The sequence below is a fragment of the Colwellia sp. BRX8-9 genome (genome assembly GCF_014077245.1).
Taxonomy (GTDB): Bacteria; Pseudomonadota; Gammaproteobacteria; order Enterobacterales; family Alteromonadaceae; genus Colwellia_A.
In genome coordinates, this window is the sequence record NZ_JACGVN010000013.1 from 53,115 (window position 1) to 70,065 (window position 16,951).

Here is a 16,951-nt window from a genome sequence, read left to right on the forward strand (position 1 = left end):
TTAGATGTAATACAAATTAATCAAGATTTGTTTTAAGGTTTTCTTAGCTAGGTTGTAAGGGAAGAGTATTGTTCAATAATACGGTTAATCGTTTGTTTCTCATTATCTTTTGCGGCCAGTAACATACGCTTATAATGGCCAATGGTTTTCGCTAAATATTGTTGATGTGATTTAATCGACAAATCCCACATTTTATCACCGGTAGGTGATATTTTATTTAAAGGATTATCAATTTCGGCAGATGCACCAAACTGTTTTTTGACATGGATAATTTCATAGCAACGTTTGTTTTCAGTAACGATACATTCATCCAGTAAAATAAAATTATGAGCTATTAGGGTTTGTCTTACAGGGTAGTTGTAATGCACGGGGCAAACGATAAACTCTATTTCGCTTGTTGGGGGAACGAGCGAGTTTTGCTGAAAATTAGTGATGATACTTTCAATAAAACTAATGAGTAGCTCTCCACCAACGCCAGCAATAATAACTAACTGTTTATCTTGTATTGCCAACGGTAGCTTTGCGACATCAATACAATGGACCTGCCAAGCTTGAATATAGTCGTCTGCACTAAAGTGCTTTTGTAATAATGATTCAAGATGCGTGGTTAATGAGGGAACAATATCGACAAAATGCACGGTGTCAGCTGTTTGGCGCTTTAATAATGTTAGTCCCAGTAAACCATGATCACAGCAACAATCCCAAATGCTTTGATAGTGAGTACTGACCATATTATCTATTTTTTGCAATCGTTGACTAATGTTTCTCATCTGCGTGCTTAAACCAAATTAAACCAATTTTTTTGCTGGCTTTCATCGAGAAAACTCCAAGCAATAAAACGACTGATTTTTTGTCCTTGCGCCATATCTACAACTTTTATTTGTTTGGCTTTCGACTTATTAAGCGTCTGCTTTAGTTGGCTAATGTGGTCTTTTTTTGACACTAAGCAGGTAAACCATAGCACTTGTTTTTGGATAGATTTACTTTCTTTTATCATCTGATTAATAAAGGCAAGCTCGCCACCTTCGCACCATAATTCCGCATTTTGACCGCCAAAATTTAACGGTACACTGGGACTGGTTGTTAGCGAGGGGTTGAACGTTTTTTTATTTGCCGCTAAATTTTTGACTTTCCGAGCTGACCCTTTTGTTGCCTCAGCCAATGAACGATGAAAAGGAGGGTTACACATGGTTAATTCAAAGCGATCATCTTCTTCAATGATGCCATTAAATATTTGTGATGAATTCGGCTGTAAGCGACAAGTAATCGATTTTTTAAACGACTTGTCAGCAGCGATTATTTGCTTGGCAACTTTAATGGACGTCGGATCTATATCGGTGCAAGTAAACTGCCATTGATATTCACGTTGACCTAAAATAGCATAAATGCAACTTGCCCCAGCGCCTATATCAAGCACTGATACTTTGCTTTCCTTTAAGGTTGAAGTTGCAGGGAGTGATATTGCTAATAAATCAGCAAGATAATGAATATAGTCGACTCTGCCAGGGATAGGTGGACATAAATACCCCGTAGGTATATCCCATTGATTTACTTGATAGTGATATTTCAATAATGCCTGATTAAGTGCTTTTACCCCCTTTGCATTGGCAAAATCAATAGATAAGTTCTGATATTTATTGGTATGAACAAAGGGTTTTAATGTCGGTAACGACTGGCACAGTGCTAAAAAATCATAACCGTTGTTATGGCGGTTGCTTGGATGAAGGTTTTGTTTTAATGGCACGAATTTTCTCTACAAATAAATATCCCTAACATTTTAACATTTCCTTTATAGCCATGCCACATGATAATAAATGATAAGTTTGTCGTATATAAAGGTTATACGACAAACGTCAATAGCATCATCTTTACTTGGGTGGTTTAAAGGTCATAACCTAGGTGCTGGTGTAAGCGGATGACTAATTCTTCTTTCGAATTAACATAGCCTAGTTTTACAGCAGTTGAACGCAGTGCTTGTTCAGCTAAATTAAGGAATTTACCATAGCCTTGACTCGTTTTATGATCTTCTGTTGCTATGATAACAAATTGTATGGAATCAACTAAGCAATCGCCAGCAAAATGTAAGGTGAAGTTATTATTAGGTTCAAATGGGTTGAAGCTTAATTTTTGTAACTCACCTGCAGCTTTATGCTTTTCTTCCAAACGACTTCTGACGATAGGTATTAAACCATTAGCTAAAATAGCACCTTCGAATAAATGTTGCTTATTAGCCGACTCAATAAAAGCATGGCTGATTAAATCATAGAGTGGTTGATAAGGTTGCTCTTTTGATTTATCAATATTAAGTAGTTCTTTGATGCGGCGGTTAATAGGTAAATCAGCCACTACATAAGTAAGTACATCTCTTTTGTCTGGCAAGCTAATATCATCAGCGGCATAGCGATTTTTTAAAGTACGTAATTTATGGGTTTGTGTACCCGTAACGCCTTTATCTTTAGAGAATAAATCATAAGTAAAATGTTGGTGATCACAGACTCTTACTGTTGATTTATTAATGTGGTTAACGTCAATAAACTCATTTAAAGCGAGCAGAACATTCTTATGAAACTCTGCTGAGGTTTGGCGAACATCGTCACCATTAGCTAAAAATACCAGTGTAATAACTCGCACGCGCTTTTTGCCATTAATGTAAGTGTTTTGGCTGTAATGGTTGCGTGGACTGTACAAAAAAAGAATTTCTTCATCAGTTTGTACGGTTAATTTTTCTGGGCTATAACGGATACGAGCAAATTTTCCGTTAGCAATAAATTGTCCACTTTCTATGTCTAATTTATTATTCACGTCAAAGAAACTGTCAGCTAAATGTTGATATAGACGCTGGTAGGGCTGCTCACTAGTTCGATCAATTAATTGATTGTTTAGGCTGATTAACTCGTCAGTCAGTGGGAATTTAACTAACAAGTAGTGATTAGTACGCGCAGATGACGGAATGTATACTTTATGCTGATTATTACGAGAACGTGAGATAGGCATTTTATTTCCTTATTAAATAGAGTCATAAATCTTAAAGGCATTATAACAAGAAGCGTCTGTATTCACATGATCTAAAACAAAAATTTGGAGTATGATCACTTTATCCTCACGTTTAAAAATTTTCGAGGGTAAATAAATATCAGCAAGTTAGTGAACTAATAGCCATTTTATTATTAGAGCATACCCCGATGAAAATACTAAAAAGTAAATGTACTATTAAGCTCATTTTTTTTATTAAGTAGCGCATTTTGCAAATGAGCACCTAATGCGCAGGACTTAGTGGGTAAAACATACGGTGTGGCACATTTATATCCACTGAGAAAAATATATTTTGATAGTCGTAATAATCATGTTCAAAAGAGACAGTTAATTAACTAAGGCGTTTTTAAACAAAAGTATTAGATAAATAAAGTTATTTTTAATTGTACTGAAGATTATTATTTAATGTCATTGGTACCAACTGAATAAAATGTAAATACCCGCGTTATTAAACCGATTACATCACTGAAATTTATTAATGAGTTGAAAATTACTCACTTGCCCAGTATGCTACGCGACCCCTTTTAGACTCAGTGGTATAAATAAACAATGATAGGTTTTGATTACGGTACTTCAAATTGTGCTGTCGCAGTAATGGAAAGTGGCCAGCCGAAGATATTATCTTTAGGCGAACATGGTAAGTATATTCCTTCAACACTATACGCACCAAGTCGAGACATTATTTCTCATTGGTTATGTCAACAATTAAGTGAAGAGCAACAGCTCCTGTTCAAACAACAACGGGTTGGTCCGTTACAAAGGGGTCAGAATGTATTACGAGAGCTAAAGCTCGATGGCATCCCTAGTGAATTATCGTTTGGCCAAGCGGCGCTGAATCTATACTTAGAAGATCCTGAAGAAGGTTATTATATTAAGTCACCAAAATCCTTTTTAGGGGCGAGTGGTTTGGTTGATAGCCAAATTAACTTGTTTGAAGATATTGTTGCTGCAATGATGAGCAACATAAAAACATTGGCTGAAGAAAACCAGCAAAAAGAAATAACGCAGACTGTTATTGGCAGACCGATTAATTTTCAAGGCTTAAAAGGTGAAGAAAGTAATCGTCAAGCGTTAACGATATTAACTAATGCAGCTAAACGAGTCGGTTATAAGAGTGTAGAATTTCAATATGAGCCAGTTGCCGCTGGTTTTGAATATGAAGCAAGTTTGCAAGAAGAAACGAAAGTTTTGGTTGTTGATATAGGTGGTGGTACTACTGATTGCTCAATGTTATTGATGGGACCACAATTTAAAAGCAGTACTTCAAGAGAGCAACACTTGCTTGCGCACACCGGTGTGCGTATTGGTGGTAATGATTTCGATATTCAATTAGCGCTCAAGGGAATAATGCCAAGCCTAGGGATGAATGATACGTTAAAAACGGGTAAACCTATGCCTGTTAATAGTTTTAATCAAGCTGTGGCCATTAATAATATTAACGAGCAAACTAATTTTTACAGTCAAGCCAATTATCGTTATTTGCAAACGCTGCAACGCGATGCTAAACAGCCTGAGGTATTCTCCCGTTTGTTAAAGGTTCACCAGCAAAAATTAAGTCACCTTATTGTTAATGGTGCAGAGCAAGCAAAAATAGGCTTAACCGAACAAGACTCTCAGCCAATATACCTAGATGAATTAGCTGATAATTTAAAAGTAGAAGTTAATCGTGCCTTGATGTTGAAAGCAAGCTCTTCACAATTGAAGCAAATTGCTCAATTGATGAATGAATGTGTGGTGCAAGCTAATTGCCAACCTGATGTGATTTTTGTTACTGGAGGCTCAGCAAAGTCACCGGTGTTAAACCAATTTTTACGTGAGCAAATGCCAAATACGCCGGTGATTGCTGGCGATCACTTTGGCAGTGTAACCGTTGGCTTAGCGCGCTGGGCTGAAAAAGTATTTCAATAGCATGACTATTTCACTGCAATTATCTTGTAATAGTAGTGTCAACAATGTTAAAAACAATACTGTGGAGTTGTGACTGGTTTTACATTTAAAAAGGAATTGATATGTGTATTAAAACATTAAGTTTTATTTGTTTTATTTATAGTTTTTTCACCTTCAGTGGCTTAGCTAATAATTATCAACCGATAGTTGTTGGCGTTAATGAGAGCATTGCCGGTAAATCACTTGATCAATATGCGAATACTTGGTGGCAATGGACCCAAACAATGAGTGATAGAAGCTCTCCGGTGCGTGATAGTACGGGAGAGTTTTGCGGTGTTAATCAAAAAGGGAATGTTTGGTTTTTAGCCGGTGGTTATGGCACCTCGAAAATAAAGCGGCATTGCATTATTCCTTATGGTAAACATATCTTCTTTCCTATTATTAATATGGCGTATTGGCCAGAACAAAATGTCAGTAAAACCTGTGATGAAGTAAAACAAGAAGCGGCATTAAACAATGGAGAGTTGTATTTTGTTTATGCTGAACTCGATGGCCAATCTATTCCCAATATCCGTAATAATCGAATAAAATCAAAAGAGTGTTTTGATTTACACGCATTACTTGCGAAAACACAAGCAACAGAAAAAGTTTATCCTTCTGCTACTGATGGCTATTGGTTAATGTTGCGCCCCTTAGCTAAAGGTGTTCATACGTTAAAGTTTAATGCCCAGTACCATCATGATAATTCGGTACATGGACATATGATGCAGGATATTGAATATAAGATTGAAGTCATTTAAATGCGTTAAGCCTTTGAAGCGTTATGTTGATTGAATTGAATTGAATTGAATTGAAATAGACATTGAACATATTTAAGCAGCATTTTACAATGGTTTATGTTTACTTTCATATTGCTTAATTATGTCATCTGATACCTTAGGCGCAAGCCTCAATTACAAAGCCAAAGAAAAGGGTTATCGTGACCGTGCCCTCAAATTATTTCCTTGGGTCTGTGGCCGCTGTGCTCGTGAGTTTGTTTATTCAAACCTTATGGAGTTAACTGTGCATCATGTTGATCACGACCATACTAATAATCCAAATGATGGAAGTAATTGGGAACTGTTATGTATTTACTGTCACGATAACGAGCACGCTAAATATACAGATCACGCTAAATATAAAACAGAAGTTATTGCCGGTGATACTAATCAAGATACGGCAACCTATAATCCATTTGCTGACTTGAAATCAATGCTTAAGAAGTAATTTATTTATATTTCAATATGGTTACAATTTTTTTTCATTTTTTTACAAAATTACCATTGTGTTTTACCGAGATAACCCCGAGTATATTAACTGAAGACAATTTTCTCTTAGTAAAAGGTAACATTATGAAAATAAATATTTCCGGTCACCATGTTGAAATTACTGAAGGTATCCAGCAGTCAATTGAGGACAAGTTTAAAAAAGTTGCTAAGCATTACCCAAGTCTCACTTCTATTAGCGCAATTATTACCGTCGAGCCTCATCAACAAAAATTAGAAGTTTCTACTCACTATGAAGGTAATGAGATCTCCGTAACGGCATCAGGAAAAGAGTTGTACGCTGCTATTGCAAGTGCCGCTAAAAAGATGGAAGCAGCCCTCGCTCACCGCAAAGGTGTCTTAGCTGCAAAATTACATAAAAAATATGAAGTTGAACAATCAGATGCATTTTTACCTGTGGAATAAATGTAATCGAATTAGTTTATTATCTTAACAAAGGTTGCTATGAGCAGCCTTTTTTATGTTCAGGAAAATGTTGATAACAGCTTTAGGCATCCTAGTCTTTGCTGCAATAGTGCTTGTTGCACGTTATTTTAGCTGCCGACAAATTTAGACCTTCCATTGTGGATGGTAAATAACGATGATGTCTATAACTGGCAGCGTAAACAGGGAGAAACCATTGGCCGGATCAAGTTTATTAACCTTACTCGATGATATTGCAACAGTACTTGATGATGTCGCTATCTTATCAAAAGTCGCAGCAAAGAAAACAGCTGGCGTATTAGGGGATGATTTAGCACTGAATGCTGAGCAGGTCTCAGGAGTTAAAGCTGAACGTGAATTACCGGTAGTTTGGGCTGTTGCTAAAGGGTCGCTGTTAAACAAACTTATCATTGTGCCTACCGCTTTAGTTATTAGTGCTTTTGCGCCGCCCTTAATTACTCTCTTGCTTGTTATTGGCGGGCTGTTTTTATGCTTTGAAGGTTTTGAAAAGGTCTTCCATAAATTCTTCCAACATAATGATAATTCATCTCAAGATCAAAAAGAGGCACATCAAAAAAAGTTGTTAGCTTTAGCCGATGAAAACGTAGATTTAGTCGCCTTTGAAGAGAAAAAAATTAAAGGTGCCATCCGCACTGATTTTATATTATCAGCAGAAATTGTTGTTATTGCTTTAGGCACAGTTCAAGAGGCTGCCTTTGAAGTTCAAGTTGCGGTCGTTTCTGGACTTGCCCTAGCAATAACCTTTGGTGTTTATGGGCTTGTTGCCGCTATCGTTAAACTTGACGACTTAGGCTTATACTTATTAAGAAAGTCTGTTTCGGGGCGCTTTAATGCCATTCAACGAGCTTTAGGGCGCGGTTTACTTATTTTTGCCCCGGCATTAATGAAAACGCTGACAGTGGTTGGTACTATTGCAATGTTCTTGGTAGGCGGTGGTATTTTGGTCCATAGTTTTTCATGGTTGCATAAGCAGGTACATCATCTGGTTGAATTTCTGGCGAACACTTTTGGGGCGATCGCTGAAATTATAGTACCGATATTAACCGAAGGTATCATAGGTATTATTGCCGGAGGCTTAGTGTTATTAGTCGTAACATTAGTAAAGTCACTTAAAAAAGCCCATTAATATGTTTTCTGTGGTTAGTTTAATGTAGCTGATGTTTAAAAATATTCAGCTACATGCTTGATTACTGATTACTGATTACTGATTAAACCTTTCATATGTTCAACGACACTTCGTCCTAAAGCACTTAGAGCATAGCCCCCTTCAAGCATTGATATTATTCGACCTTCGCTGTACTTATCAGCAATGGTCTTAAGTTCATCCGTTACCCAACGGTAATCACACTCAGTCAGGCTAATTTGCGACATTTCATCTTCGATATGAGCGTCAAAACCAGCAGAAATGAAAATAATTTGCGGTTTAAATTTCTCTAAAGCCGGCAACCAATGCTTACTTATCGCCGCTCTAAACTCAGGGCCTTTGCAAGTGGCAGGTAAGGGGGTGTTGATAATAGGTGGCGTATCACTTTCTTGCATTTCAAAAGGATAAAAAGGGTACTGGTAGCTTGAACAAAATAAGTAACCTTGTTCTTTGCCATTAGCGGTGGCTCTTTTAATAATATCTTCGGTGCCATTACCATGATGTACGTCAAAATCTACGATCGCGACACGTTCTAGTTTATATTTTTTCTTTGCGTAAGCGGCTGCGATAGCAATATTATTAAAAAAACAAAACCCCATACCTTTATCATATTCAGCATGATGCCCAGGAGGGCGCGTAGCACAAAAAGCGGCCGTTAAGGTTTTATCCATCACTAAATCAACGGCATTAATCGCTGCACCAGCCGATAATAAGGCAGCTGGTAAGGTATCAGCATTCATGCTGGTATCATCATCAAGGCGAAAAATGGCATCTTGATCGCTTGTTTTTGGAGCATTATCAAAAATATATTGGATATACTTGTCATCGTGAGCAAGTGAAATGAGATCTCGGTCGATAGGTGTAGCATCATATTGGCGGATAACATATTCAAGACCACTGCGGATCAACTGATCTTGAATCGCCCCCAGTCTTTTTGGGCTTTCTGGATGATAATCCCCCATACTGTGCCCATTACATTTATGATGACCAATTACACCTACTGTCATGATTGTTCCTCTATTTCTGCTATTGTTGATGCTGTTAATTGTAATTCTAAATTGAGTTCGTCCATCTCTTCAGAATATTTCCGAAGAAATCCTGCTTTTTCAAAGACCTTTAACATTGGCGCATTATCTCGTCTTACACAGGCAATGAGCTTGTCTAGCTTACGTAGGGTAGCAATTTTTATTATTTCATCTAATAAGGTTTTTGCCATTCCTTTACCACGTTTATGCTCGCTGATAACGAAAGCTACTTCACCACAATTATGACTTTCGATGAAGTAGTAGCGACCAACGGCATGGATAACATCAGCTAAATTAGTGCGCTGAGTAAAGCACAAGGCTAAATCTTTATGTTGGTCGACACTGACTAACTTACAAGCGTTTTCACGGGTCATTTGTGTGGCATGATGGTTATAACGCATGATCAAGGTTTCTTTGGTATGCGAATAGAAAAACTCCTGTAAACGACGTTCGTCAGCGGGAGCTAAGGGGCGTAAATAATAATTAATGTCTTCAAAGGTAAATTTTTTGAGTTCTATTTCGCCTAATTCAGGTACTGAGGTTGGCGAGCTCTCTTGATATTCTGGCACCCAATAATTTTTCCTGACATCTTTTAAAAGTTGCTCGCGAAATTTTGGATGAGCAATACGAATAAGTTCTAATGCCCGTTCACGGATACTTTTCCCTAATAATGAAGCAATACCATATTCAGTAACAACATAAGAGACATGACCGCGAGAAGTGACCACACCACCACCTTCGGTAATATGGGCAACAATACGAGAGGTTTTTCCATCTTTTGTTGTCGAGGGCAGCGCAATAATGGGTTTACCACCTTTACTCAATGACGCGCCACGTACAAAATCGACTTGACCACCAATACCACTATAAAATTGATAACCAATAGAATCTGAAACGACCTGACCAGTCAAATCTACTTCTATAGCGCTATTAATAGAAACCATATTATCATTTTTAGCAATATTTACCGGAGAGTTAACATGCTCTGAAGGATAGAATTCAACATGGGGGTTACCATCAACAAAATCGTAGAGTCGCTGCGTTCCCATACAAAAAGTTAACACGGCTTTTCCTTTGTGGAAGGTCTTTTTACGGTTGTTAATAACACCCGAACGTATTAAGTCGATTACGCCATCAGAGATCATCTCACTATGAATGCCTAAATCTTTATGGTTCGCTAAATAGCGTAAGACCGCTTCAGGAATTTTTCCTATACCTATTTGCAGGGTTGAGCCATCTTCAATGAGCATAGAAACATATTGACCTACTTGCTCTGCCACTCGGTCAATACTCGGTTGTGCTAAAACAGGAAGAGTTTGATCTGCCTCTAACCAAGCATGAATTTGATTAACATGAACAAAACTATGTCCATTCGTTCGTGGCATTTTTGAATTGATTTGTGCAATAACATATTTTGCTGATTTTACTGCCGACGACACTATGTCTACGCTCACGCCAAGTGAACAATAACCATATTCATCTGGCGGACTAACCATAATTAATGCCGCATCAAGTGGTAAAACATTTTCACGAAATAAACGGGGAATATCAGAAATAAAGCTCGGTGTATAGTCAGCTCTGCCTTCTGCGATAGCTTCGCGAATATTTTTACCACCAATAAATAGCGCATTTACTTTGAATAAATCTTTGTGCTCAGGTGTTGCCCACTTATTATCTGAAAGCGTTAATATATGAACCGTTTCAATGTCATGCAATTTTGCACTGTTGGCAATTAAATCGTCGATTAAGGCGTTTGGTACAGCGGCATTAGAGCCAATGAAAATGCGATTACCTGATTTTAAGAATTGTTCCCATTTTACTGTTTTCTTATCTTGGTCGAATAATGACATAGTAAGTGACTCTCATTAATGATGATAAATAAAGTATGCCGCAACAGCTAAAGGCTTTATTGATTAAAATCAAGGCAATTGAGTATAACGTAACGTTATTGTCTATGGTCTTATACCTTAGTCTTAACGTGTGAATATTTTGTTGTTTATACTTAAATAAAAATTAAAGGGTTTTAACATTGAGATAGATACTTTTTGGTTATAAAAGTAATCAATTTATTTATCATCATTGACTGAAAAGAATAAAACCAATCCAGCTGATGACTAAAAGCAACCAAGGTAAGTAAAGTGCCCTTTTAGGTGGTATCTCTTGAGGGCAAGCTTCAGTGCTTTTTTCTTGATTGTTCTTTTCTCTCAGTAATGATTTTTTGGCCTTATCACGTATGCGAGATTTTTTACTCTGCTGCTTCTTATATTCAGCAATACCTTTCTCAATACCTTGGGCAATAAGTTTAGTCTGCTCCTTCGTTTGTTTAGGCTTTTGTATGCTTTTAGCTATTTTTATTGCTTGTTCTTGTACTTCAGGAGAGTGTTTATCTAACATTTTATTTATTATCGTCTAATATTAATATCATAAGGATGAATCTATAAGAACCTCACCTGTTGAGCAAGGCTTATCTTAACTTTTAAAAAGTGATAAACCATGCGTATGCCAGCGAAGGTATTTGTTGAACTTTGAATGAAGATTTTTTAATTGTATGACCTTATTATTTAAAAGAGAATTACTTGTCTTACTTATCTTTATTAATGTCGATAGTTACGCATCTAATGAAAATCAAGTAAAAACCTTCAAACAGGAGTCACCTGGCATTCAGGTTGTATCTGAAATTTATCCACCTTACCAAGTTATCAATGAAAATGGTGAGCTTAGTGGGCTGTCTGCTGATAAAGTAAAATTGCTCTTTCATCATTCCTCTATTGATTATCAGATAAAGATATATCCGTGGGCACGGGCTTATCAACTAGCGTTAACGCAACCCAATATTTTTATATTTTCGCTGTTAAGGACACAAGAGAGGGAGTCTTTATTTCGGTGGGTAGCACCATTATGTTCGATAGAATTTTCATTTTATCGCTTAAAAACTAGGCCTGATATTCAAGTTAATTCATTAGCAGAAGCAAAAAATTATCTTATTGCTGCACAAAAAGGGCAAGCTTCAGCCGAGTATTTATTAAGACTAGGTTTTGAACCTGAAAAAAATCTATCCATTTCATATAATAACGATAATTTTATTCAAATGTTAGCCTTCGACCGTGTTGAGTTGATCGTTCTCTCATCAACATACTTTGCATCGCTCATTGAAAGCAATTCACCCTATGCGGACAAGATAGAACCTATTTTTCCTATTGATTACTTAACGCGTAATTTATATTTAGCGAGTAGCCTTAATACCTCCTCCGATTTGATAAATAGACTTAATATATCCTATGATGAGTTAGCACCAAATTTTGACCATGACTGTAAAGAATAAACCTTGTTATTGCTTGATGGGTTGGTTGAATTACATGGATATTGGTTAAAAATACTAAATCATCATGTTTTATCTGTCTATTTATTACCGTGGATATGTAGGGTGTTGTAATTTAACATTATTATTAATGGTCTGTTTATTGCTTTCATTTTAATAATATTTTAATAATATTTTAACTGTTTAAAGGAATAATAATATGGCCGTTAACATTGCAGATAGACCTACCGACAAAGTAAGAGAAGAGGTGGTTGACCAATTAGTGATGAACTATAGTCACGGTGAACTTTCACATGAAGCTTTTGAAAGGCGATTAGATCAAGCAATGGCTTTTGAATCTAATGAAGACCTTGTTTCACTTGTTGCTGATTTAGACTTAAAAGTTGACGAAGAATATATCGAGAAGAAAAAAGAAGACTTTCGCTTTAATTATTCTTCAACGCCAACAGATGACAGTGATTTACTTATTAATATCTTTAGCGGAAGTGGCCGCAGTGGTGAATGGCGAGTCGCTAAAGAAATTAAATCAATAAGTGTCTTTGGTGGTTGTGATATTGACTTTAGTGAGGCTATTTTTACTCAGCGTGAAGTTACGGTGAAAGTTTTTTGTTTGTTTGGCGGAATTGATATATTCGTACCTGAAAATGTTAAAGTTGTTTCGAAAGCTTTTTGTATTTTTGGTGGCATTGACAATAAAGCGCCATCAACTGATTATATTGATGCACCAACAATATATGTTGAAGGTTTAGTTTTATTTGGTGCACTAGATATCAAGCTGAAACGTACCTTAAAAGAACGTTTCACCGCTTTTGCTAATGGGTTAAAAGATATATTTTATTAGCCTAGATGATGTTATTTCAACGCTAAATTAACGGCTTTATTCCTCAAGGAAAGTAAATTTAATTTTGGTAGAGAAACGTTTAATAAAGGCACTTGCGATAATCTCCTAATAGATAAATAAAAACGCTGGCACATTACGTGTCAGCGTTTTTTTATTCGCTAATAAAATAGTTAGTCTGTAAAGGTAATTCTTGGTTTAGCACCCTTAGTAGAGTCTATTTTTGGTGAGCAAAGTAACAGCCTAGAAGAGGCGATGCCGTGCTCTTTTACCATATAATCTTTAAAAGCCTCAAGGCGCTGCCCAGAAATTTCAGCCAATTGTTTTATATCATCTATGTCGGTAATCTTAGTCCCTAACGGTTTATCAATGTCTTCTGGTGTTGCAATAGCACACAAGGTTAATTGTGTATCGAGCTTATCTGTCATCAGGGCTGAAAATTGAGCCAAAAATTGGCTTTGCTGAGCCGTTAATTGTGTTTCTTTTATTGGAAAGTTTAAATCACTAAAACGAACTTTTAATAAGTAATCACCCGCAGACATAGCAACAGTAACTACATTGGCGTAAGGCACAAAGGTAGTGATCAAATATTCTTTAGCAGCAGACATCGTTGCTTTTTTTACCAGTAAATTAATAAAACCACTCATGCCAAAAGAAGGATCATCAGTGCTACCTTTCAACGGAATATCTAGCTCTACGTTGCCATCACCATCTTTTAACATCCCTAAGGCAATGTTAAAAGGTATCGATGTTTGGCTTTTCACTGTGCCTGTTTCATGATCGTTTGCTGCACCTAGCTCCACACCTCTTAAAAATAACTTGGTCTTGCCAGCAATTTTTTTATCATCAACGGTTACATCTAGATCGACATCAAGCTGACCGCTTTTAAGTTCGTAGTTAAGTGCTTGCGCAATATAAGTCGATAATGAAGGCAAGCTGACCTCTTTGAAGAAACCATTCAATTTATAATAATCTTTTTTACTAAAAGGTTTAGCAACGGCAGATAAGTTGAAATTGGCGTATTTATCACTGTTACCGGTTAAGATAAAATTACTTTCTTGCTGTGGCTTTTGGTTATCAAAAGGGCCAGCGTTAAACGTTGTGATGTTAAATGCTCTTTTGTAATAAGGACTTGTGCTGCGATCAATAAAAGTAATACCGGCGCTATCACCAAATGAAAAAGAATTAAGTGACAATAAAAATAAGCTTTCTTCGCTTTCTACTTCACCCTCAATGGTTTTTGGTGAATTAATTGTTTTGGCTAGCGGCTCGGCAACGGGCGATTGATCTTTTGGTGAAGTGGGTAAGCCAGTAATATTTTTTTCTTCGTCTAAGTTGGTATCAATAGTTAAACCTAATAGGTTAATCGTATCGATGAATAGACCTTGCTGAGAGACAGTTACATCATTAATACTTAGGTTTTTGAATTGGGCTAAAGGGGGAAAATCATCTGTGGTATTTTCAGCAAATAGACTTTGCTCAATAATCAGATTTTTGATATTGGCAGTTATTAATGACTCTGTTGTAGTCACCGCAATATCATCAAGTTTTATTGCTGATACTTTAGCTAATAGTTGCGCGCCTTCACCTTCATAGGCCTTTAAATCTTTAATGTTTAATGAAGCGGTGCCGGTTATTTTAGGCGCTTGTTCATTAACAAGCGCAATAGAAAAGTTTTCTAAAGTTAGCGGAAAAATATTAAGTGCAAGCGTTTTGTTTTTTTGTGTCGCTTTAAAGTCAGTTGTTTTTAACTCAAAGGTTTCAACGTTAATGTCGGTGACAGCAGTCGACATAGAAATTGACTGCTTGCTATTAAGACTGATAGAACCCTGCATTGTTAGTGGTTCTTGCTCGGGGCTATTAGCGGTTAACAGCGGCTGTAATGGGGTGAGTGCTAATTCAGACAAGGTTATTTCAGAGCTTATTTTACGCTGCTCTGAAGTCAAATCGGCATTTAATTTTAAAAACAAAGGGGCCTTATTAATTAAAGCATTAAGTACAAGCTCTGCTTGTTGTGTTTTTGTCGAGGCAAGTACATTTTTTATAACAAGTGAATTAATGATAAATTCTTGTTGGCTTTGTTCAATACCTAGATTAAAAATAGCATTGGAAAGGCTAAAATAGGGTAATGAAACTTGATAATTATTGGCGACCTCATTATTTGAATTTTTTGCTAAATCTGTTGTTTGTGCTGTAGGTGTTTCGATGGATGTTTTAGTCTCGTTTGAATTATTGGCAATAACAAAGCCACCAATAACCGGTGCCTCACCATTTAAATTAACATCTAGATATAAGCCATCAATAGCAAACTCTGAAACATACAAAGTATCAGTTAATAGTTTAAATAAACTCACCGTAACGTTTAAAGACTTTAACGATATAAGGGGCTTATCGATATTTTCTACGCTGACTATTTCTAGTTCTCGTATATTTAAATTCGACCAAAAAGGGTTATAACGTATGGCTGTTTTATCAGCTAGGGTGAGCTGCTGCTCATTTAGGTATTTAGTTAGGTAATGTCGACTAACAAATGGTGAAGAGAGCCAGATAATTAGCAAAAGAGCAATAATAAATAAGCCGACAAACTTAATTACCTTAGCTAAGGTTTTTATCGAAGAAGACATAGTTTTCCTAATTTAGGGAGCTGTTGTTATTAAAATTATTATTCATTAAATGAAGCGGATGTTTAATACTTTTGCATCATGTTCTTGTTACACAAATGATGCTTAACGGCAATAATATTGTAAATGTGAGTAGGTTATTGACTTTTTTATCGACTGTCTAGTCTTATGGTTGGGATCTTACCAGTAATCCAAGTGTTAAGTTATTTTTGTTGCTCAACAGTATCCAACACCGTATGCTGATTGTTAACTGGTCTGACCTTTGTTTTCTTCTATTCACGAACATTTTAATAATCCTATGACAAATCAAGAATCTTTATTTTTATCTCATGGAGATCATCAACTTCATTTAAGGCATATTTGGCAACAAAAGGGCGGTACGCCTATTTTTATGTTACATGGTGCTATTGAAAATGGCCTTATTTTTTATACTAAAAAAGGTAAAGGTCTAGCATGCTACTTAGCAGAGCAGGGCTTTGATGTTTATGTCGCCGATTTACGTGGCCGTGGTGAAAGCACGCCTCGTATTGATAAACATGCTGTACATGGTCAATTTGAAGCGATCACTGAAGATATTCCACATTTTATAAATTACATTTTTCAAGTCACACAACAAAAAATTCATCTTGTTGCACATTCCTGGGGAGGGGTTTTATTGGCGAGTACGTTGGCCAGATTTCCTAAAATAATTGAACGTATTCGTAGTAAAACTTGTTTTGGTACCAAGCGCATGGTGACGGTAAAAAGTTTAGAAAAAATGTTTAAAGTGGATATTGTTTGGAATAATGTCGCCCCTAAATTGGCAAGGAACAAAGGATTTTTAGATGCTAAAAAGCATGGTATTGGCTCTGATAATGAAACCGAACAATCGTTAGCCGATAGCGTCGCTTGGGTTAAAAAAAGTGCTTGGCATGATACGACAGATGGTTTTGATTACTTTCAAGCAGCTAAGTCAATTGATTGGCCCCCAACATGGCACTTTACTGGTAGTAAAGATAAAGTGTTAGGACATGCTAGCGATGTAAATATTTTCATTCAAGAATATAATCCGAAAGCGAAATTTACTTTGTTGTCAAAATCTTCAGGGAATATGCAAAATTACGATCACATTAATATCCTCACTCATCCTAATGCTAGAATTGATCACTATCCACAGTTAGTAAAATGGTTAAAATCTCACTGACTTACCGAACCGTTAGGTCGTTTTTTAAGTGGTTATACAGATAACCTTTTATCCGATACCTTATTAAGTCAATAATGTTATTAATTCAGTGTAGATATTTAGCCTATACTTTAGTACTTAAAAAGTTGCTGC

15 protein-coding genes are annotated in these 16,951 nt (G+C 36.4%); 8 read left to right on the forward strand and 7 right to left on the reverse strand.

All coding sequences use genetic code 11. The features are described 5' to 3' along the window. Positions 1-47 precede the first annotated feature (47 nt). The 3 genes from H4J70_RS12290 to H4J70_RS12300 form a co-directional block, all read right to left on the reverse strand. A complete protein-coding gene (locus H4J70_RS12290; protein WP_182222096.1) occupies positions 48-770 on the reverse strand; it encodes a tRNA (adenine(22)-N(1))-methyltransferase TrmK in 723 nt (240 codons plus the stop codon). An 8-nt stretch (positions 771-778) separates the two neighbouring features. Then, on the reverse strand, positions 779-1,744 hold the full coding sequence (gene rlmF / locus H4J70_RS12295) for a 23S rRNA (adenine(1618)-N(6))-methyltransferase RlmF (RefSeq protein ID WP_182251219.1): 966 nt from the start codon (positions 1,742-1,744) through the stop codon (positions 779-781). A 137-nt stretch (positions 1,745-1,881) separates the two neighbouring features. Continuing rightward, positions 1,882-2,994, reverse strand: coding sequence for a DUF3083 family protein (locus H4J70_RS12300; protein WP_182222098.1), 1,113 nt, complete (start codon positions 2,992-2,994; stop codon positions 1,882-1,884). A gap of 588 nt (positions 2,995-3,582) precedes the next feature. Here H4J70_RS12300 and yegD point away from each other — a divergent pair. The 5 genes from yegD to H4J70_RS12325 all read left to right on the forward strand — a co-directional run bounded on the left by yegD (position 3,583) and on the right by H4J70_RS12325 (position 7,815). Further along, positions 3,583-4,941, forward strand: a complete 1,359-nt coding sequence (gene yegD / locus H4J70_RS12305; protein WP_182214996.1) for a molecular chaperone — start codon at positions 3,583-3,585, stop codon at positions 4,939-4,941. Positions 4,942-5,042: 101 nt separating this feature from the next. Next, entirely contained in the window at positions 5,043-5,720 is a 678-nt protein-coding gene (locus tag H4J70_RS12310; RefSeq protein ID WP_182171239.1) for a hypothetical protein, read from the forward strand. Between the two features lie 121 nt (positions 5,721-5,841). Continuing rightward, positions 5,842-6,186, forward strand: coding sequence for a YajD family HNH nuclease (locus tag H4J70_RS12315; RefSeq protein WP_070376120.1), 345 nt, complete (start codon positions 5,842-5,844; stop codon positions 6,184-6,186). Positions 6,187-6,311: 125 nt separating this feature from the next. Continuing rightward, positions 6,312-6,650: a ribosome hibernation-promoting factor, HPF/YfiA family gene (hpf, locus tag H4J70_RS12320; RefSeq protein ID WP_070377205.1), complete on the forward strand. Its 339-nt coding sequence runs from the start codon at positions 6,312-6,314 to the stop codon at positions 6,648-6,650. Between the two features lie 214 nt (positions 6,651-6,864). Next, positions 6,865-7,815, forward strand: a complete 951-nt coding sequence (locus tag H4J70_RS12325) for a DUF808 domain-containing protein (protein WP_070377206.1) — start codon at positions 6,865-6,867, stop codon at positions 7,813-7,815. A gap of 68 nt (positions 7,816-7,883) precedes the next feature. On the opposite strand, the gene H4J70_RS12330 is transcribed toward H4J70_RS12325, so the two are convergent. The 3 genes from H4J70_RS12330 to H4J70_RS12340 form a co-directional block, all read right to left on the reverse strand. After that, the gene (locus H4J70_RS12330) at positions 7,884-8,840 is read right to left on the reverse strand and encodes a histone deacetylase family protein (protein WP_070376121.1); all 957 of its coding nucleotides are present in this window, start codon (positions 8,838-8,840) and stop codon (positions 7,884-7,886) included. Beyond that, the gene (locus tag H4J70_RS12335; protein WP_070376122.1) at positions 8,837-10,708 is read right to left on the reverse strand and encodes a GNAT family N-acetyltransferase; all 1,872 of its coding nucleotides are present in this window, start codon (positions 10,706-10,708) and stop codon (positions 8,837-8,839) included. Before H4J70_RS12335 ends, H4J70_RS12330 begins: the two co-directional genes overlap by 4 nt. 226 nt (positions 10,709-10,934) lie before the next feature. After that, entirely contained in the window at positions 10,935-11,252 is a 318-nt protein-coding gene (locus H4J70_RS12340; protein ID WP_070376123.1) for a DUF2956 domain-containing protein, read from the reverse strand. Positions 11,253-11,406: 154 nt separating this feature from the next. Here H4J70_RS12340 and H4J70_RS12345 point away from each other — a divergent pair, with 154 nt between their 5' ends. Further along, on the forward strand, positions 11,407-12,180 hold the full coding sequence (locus H4J70_RS12345) for an ABC transporter substrate-binding protein (protein ID WP_182230464.1): 774 nt from the start codon (positions 11,407-11,409) through the stop codon (positions 12,178-12,180). A gap of 196 nt (positions 12,181-12,376) precedes the next feature. Next, positions 12,377-13,018: a LiaF domain-containing protein gene (locus H4J70_RS12350; protein WP_070376125.1), complete on the forward strand. Its 642-nt coding sequence runs from the start codon at positions 12,377-12,379 to the stop codon at positions 13,016-13,018. A 170-nt stretch (positions 13,019-13,188) separates the two neighbouring features. Here H4J70_RS12350 and H4J70_RS12355 read toward each other — a convergent pair whose 3' ends face one another. Then, positions 13,189-15,639 (reverse strand): DUF748 domain-containing protein, encoded by a 2,451-nt coding sequence (locus tag H4J70_RS12355; RefSeq protein ID WP_182230465.1) that lies wholly within the window; start codon positions 15,637-15,639, stop codon positions 13,189-13,191. Positions 15,640-15,934: 295 nt separating this feature from the next. Here H4J70_RS12355 and H4J70_RS12360 point away from each other — a divergent pair, with 295 nt between their 5' ends. Continuing rightward, positions 15,935-16,819 (forward strand): alpha/beta hydrolase, encoded by an 885-nt coding sequence (locus H4J70_RS12360; RefSeq protein WP_182222102.1) that lies wholly within the window; start codon positions 15,935-15,937, stop codon positions 16,817-16,819. Positions 16,820-16,951: the final 132 nt, after the last annotated feature.

Coding starts and splice junctions, on each gene's coding strand:
- H4J70_RS12360 (WP_182222102.1), top strand. CDS start 15,935: ATGACAAATCAAGAATCTTTATTTTTATCTCATGGAGATCATCAACTT.
- H4J70_RS12335 (WP_070376122.1), bottom strand. CDS start 10,708: ATGTCATTATTCGACCAAGATAAGAAAACAGTAAAATGGGAACAATTC.
- H4J70_RS12340 (WP_070376123.1), bottom strand. CDS start 11,252: ATGTTAGATAAACACTCTCCTGAAGTACAAGAACAAGCAATAAAAATA.
- yegD (WP_182214996.1), top strand. CDS start 3,583: ATGATAGGTTTTGATTACGGTACTTCAAATTGTGCTGTCGCAGTAATG.
- H4J70_RS12350 (WP_070376125.1), top strand. CDS start 12,377: ATGGCCGTTAACATTGCAGATAGACCTACCGACAAAGTAAGAGAAGAG.
- H4J70_RS12300 (WP_182222098.1), bottom strand. CDS start 2,994: ATGCCTATCTCACGTTCTCGTAATAATCAGCATAAAGTATACATTCCG.
- H4J70_RS12290 (WP_182222096.1), bottom strand. CDS start 770: ATGAGAAACATTAGTCAACGATTGCAAAAAATAGATAATATGGTCAGT.
- H4J70_RS12330 (WP_070376121.1), bottom strand. CDS start 8,840: ATGACAGTAGGTGTAATTGGTCATCATAAATGTAATGGGCACAGTATG.
- H4J70_RS12355 (WP_182230465.1), bottom strand. CDS start 15,639: ATGTCTTCTTCGATAAAAACCTTAGCTAAGGTAATTAAGTTTGTCGGC.
- H4J70_RS12345 (WP_182230464.1), top strand. CDS start 11,407: ATGACCTTATTATTTAAAAGAGAATTACTTGTCTTACTTATCTTTATT.
- H4J70_RS12315 (WP_070376120.1), top strand. CDS start 5,842: ATGTCATCTGATACCTTAGGCGCAAGCCTCAATTACAAAGCCAAAGAA.
- hpf (WP_070377205.1), top strand. CDS start 6,312: ATGAAAATAAATATTTCCGGTCACCATGTTGAAATTACTGAAGGTATC.
- H4J70_RS12310 (WP_182171239.1), top strand. CDS start 5,043: ATGTGTATTAAAACATTAAGTTTTATTTGTTTTATTTATAGTTTTTTC.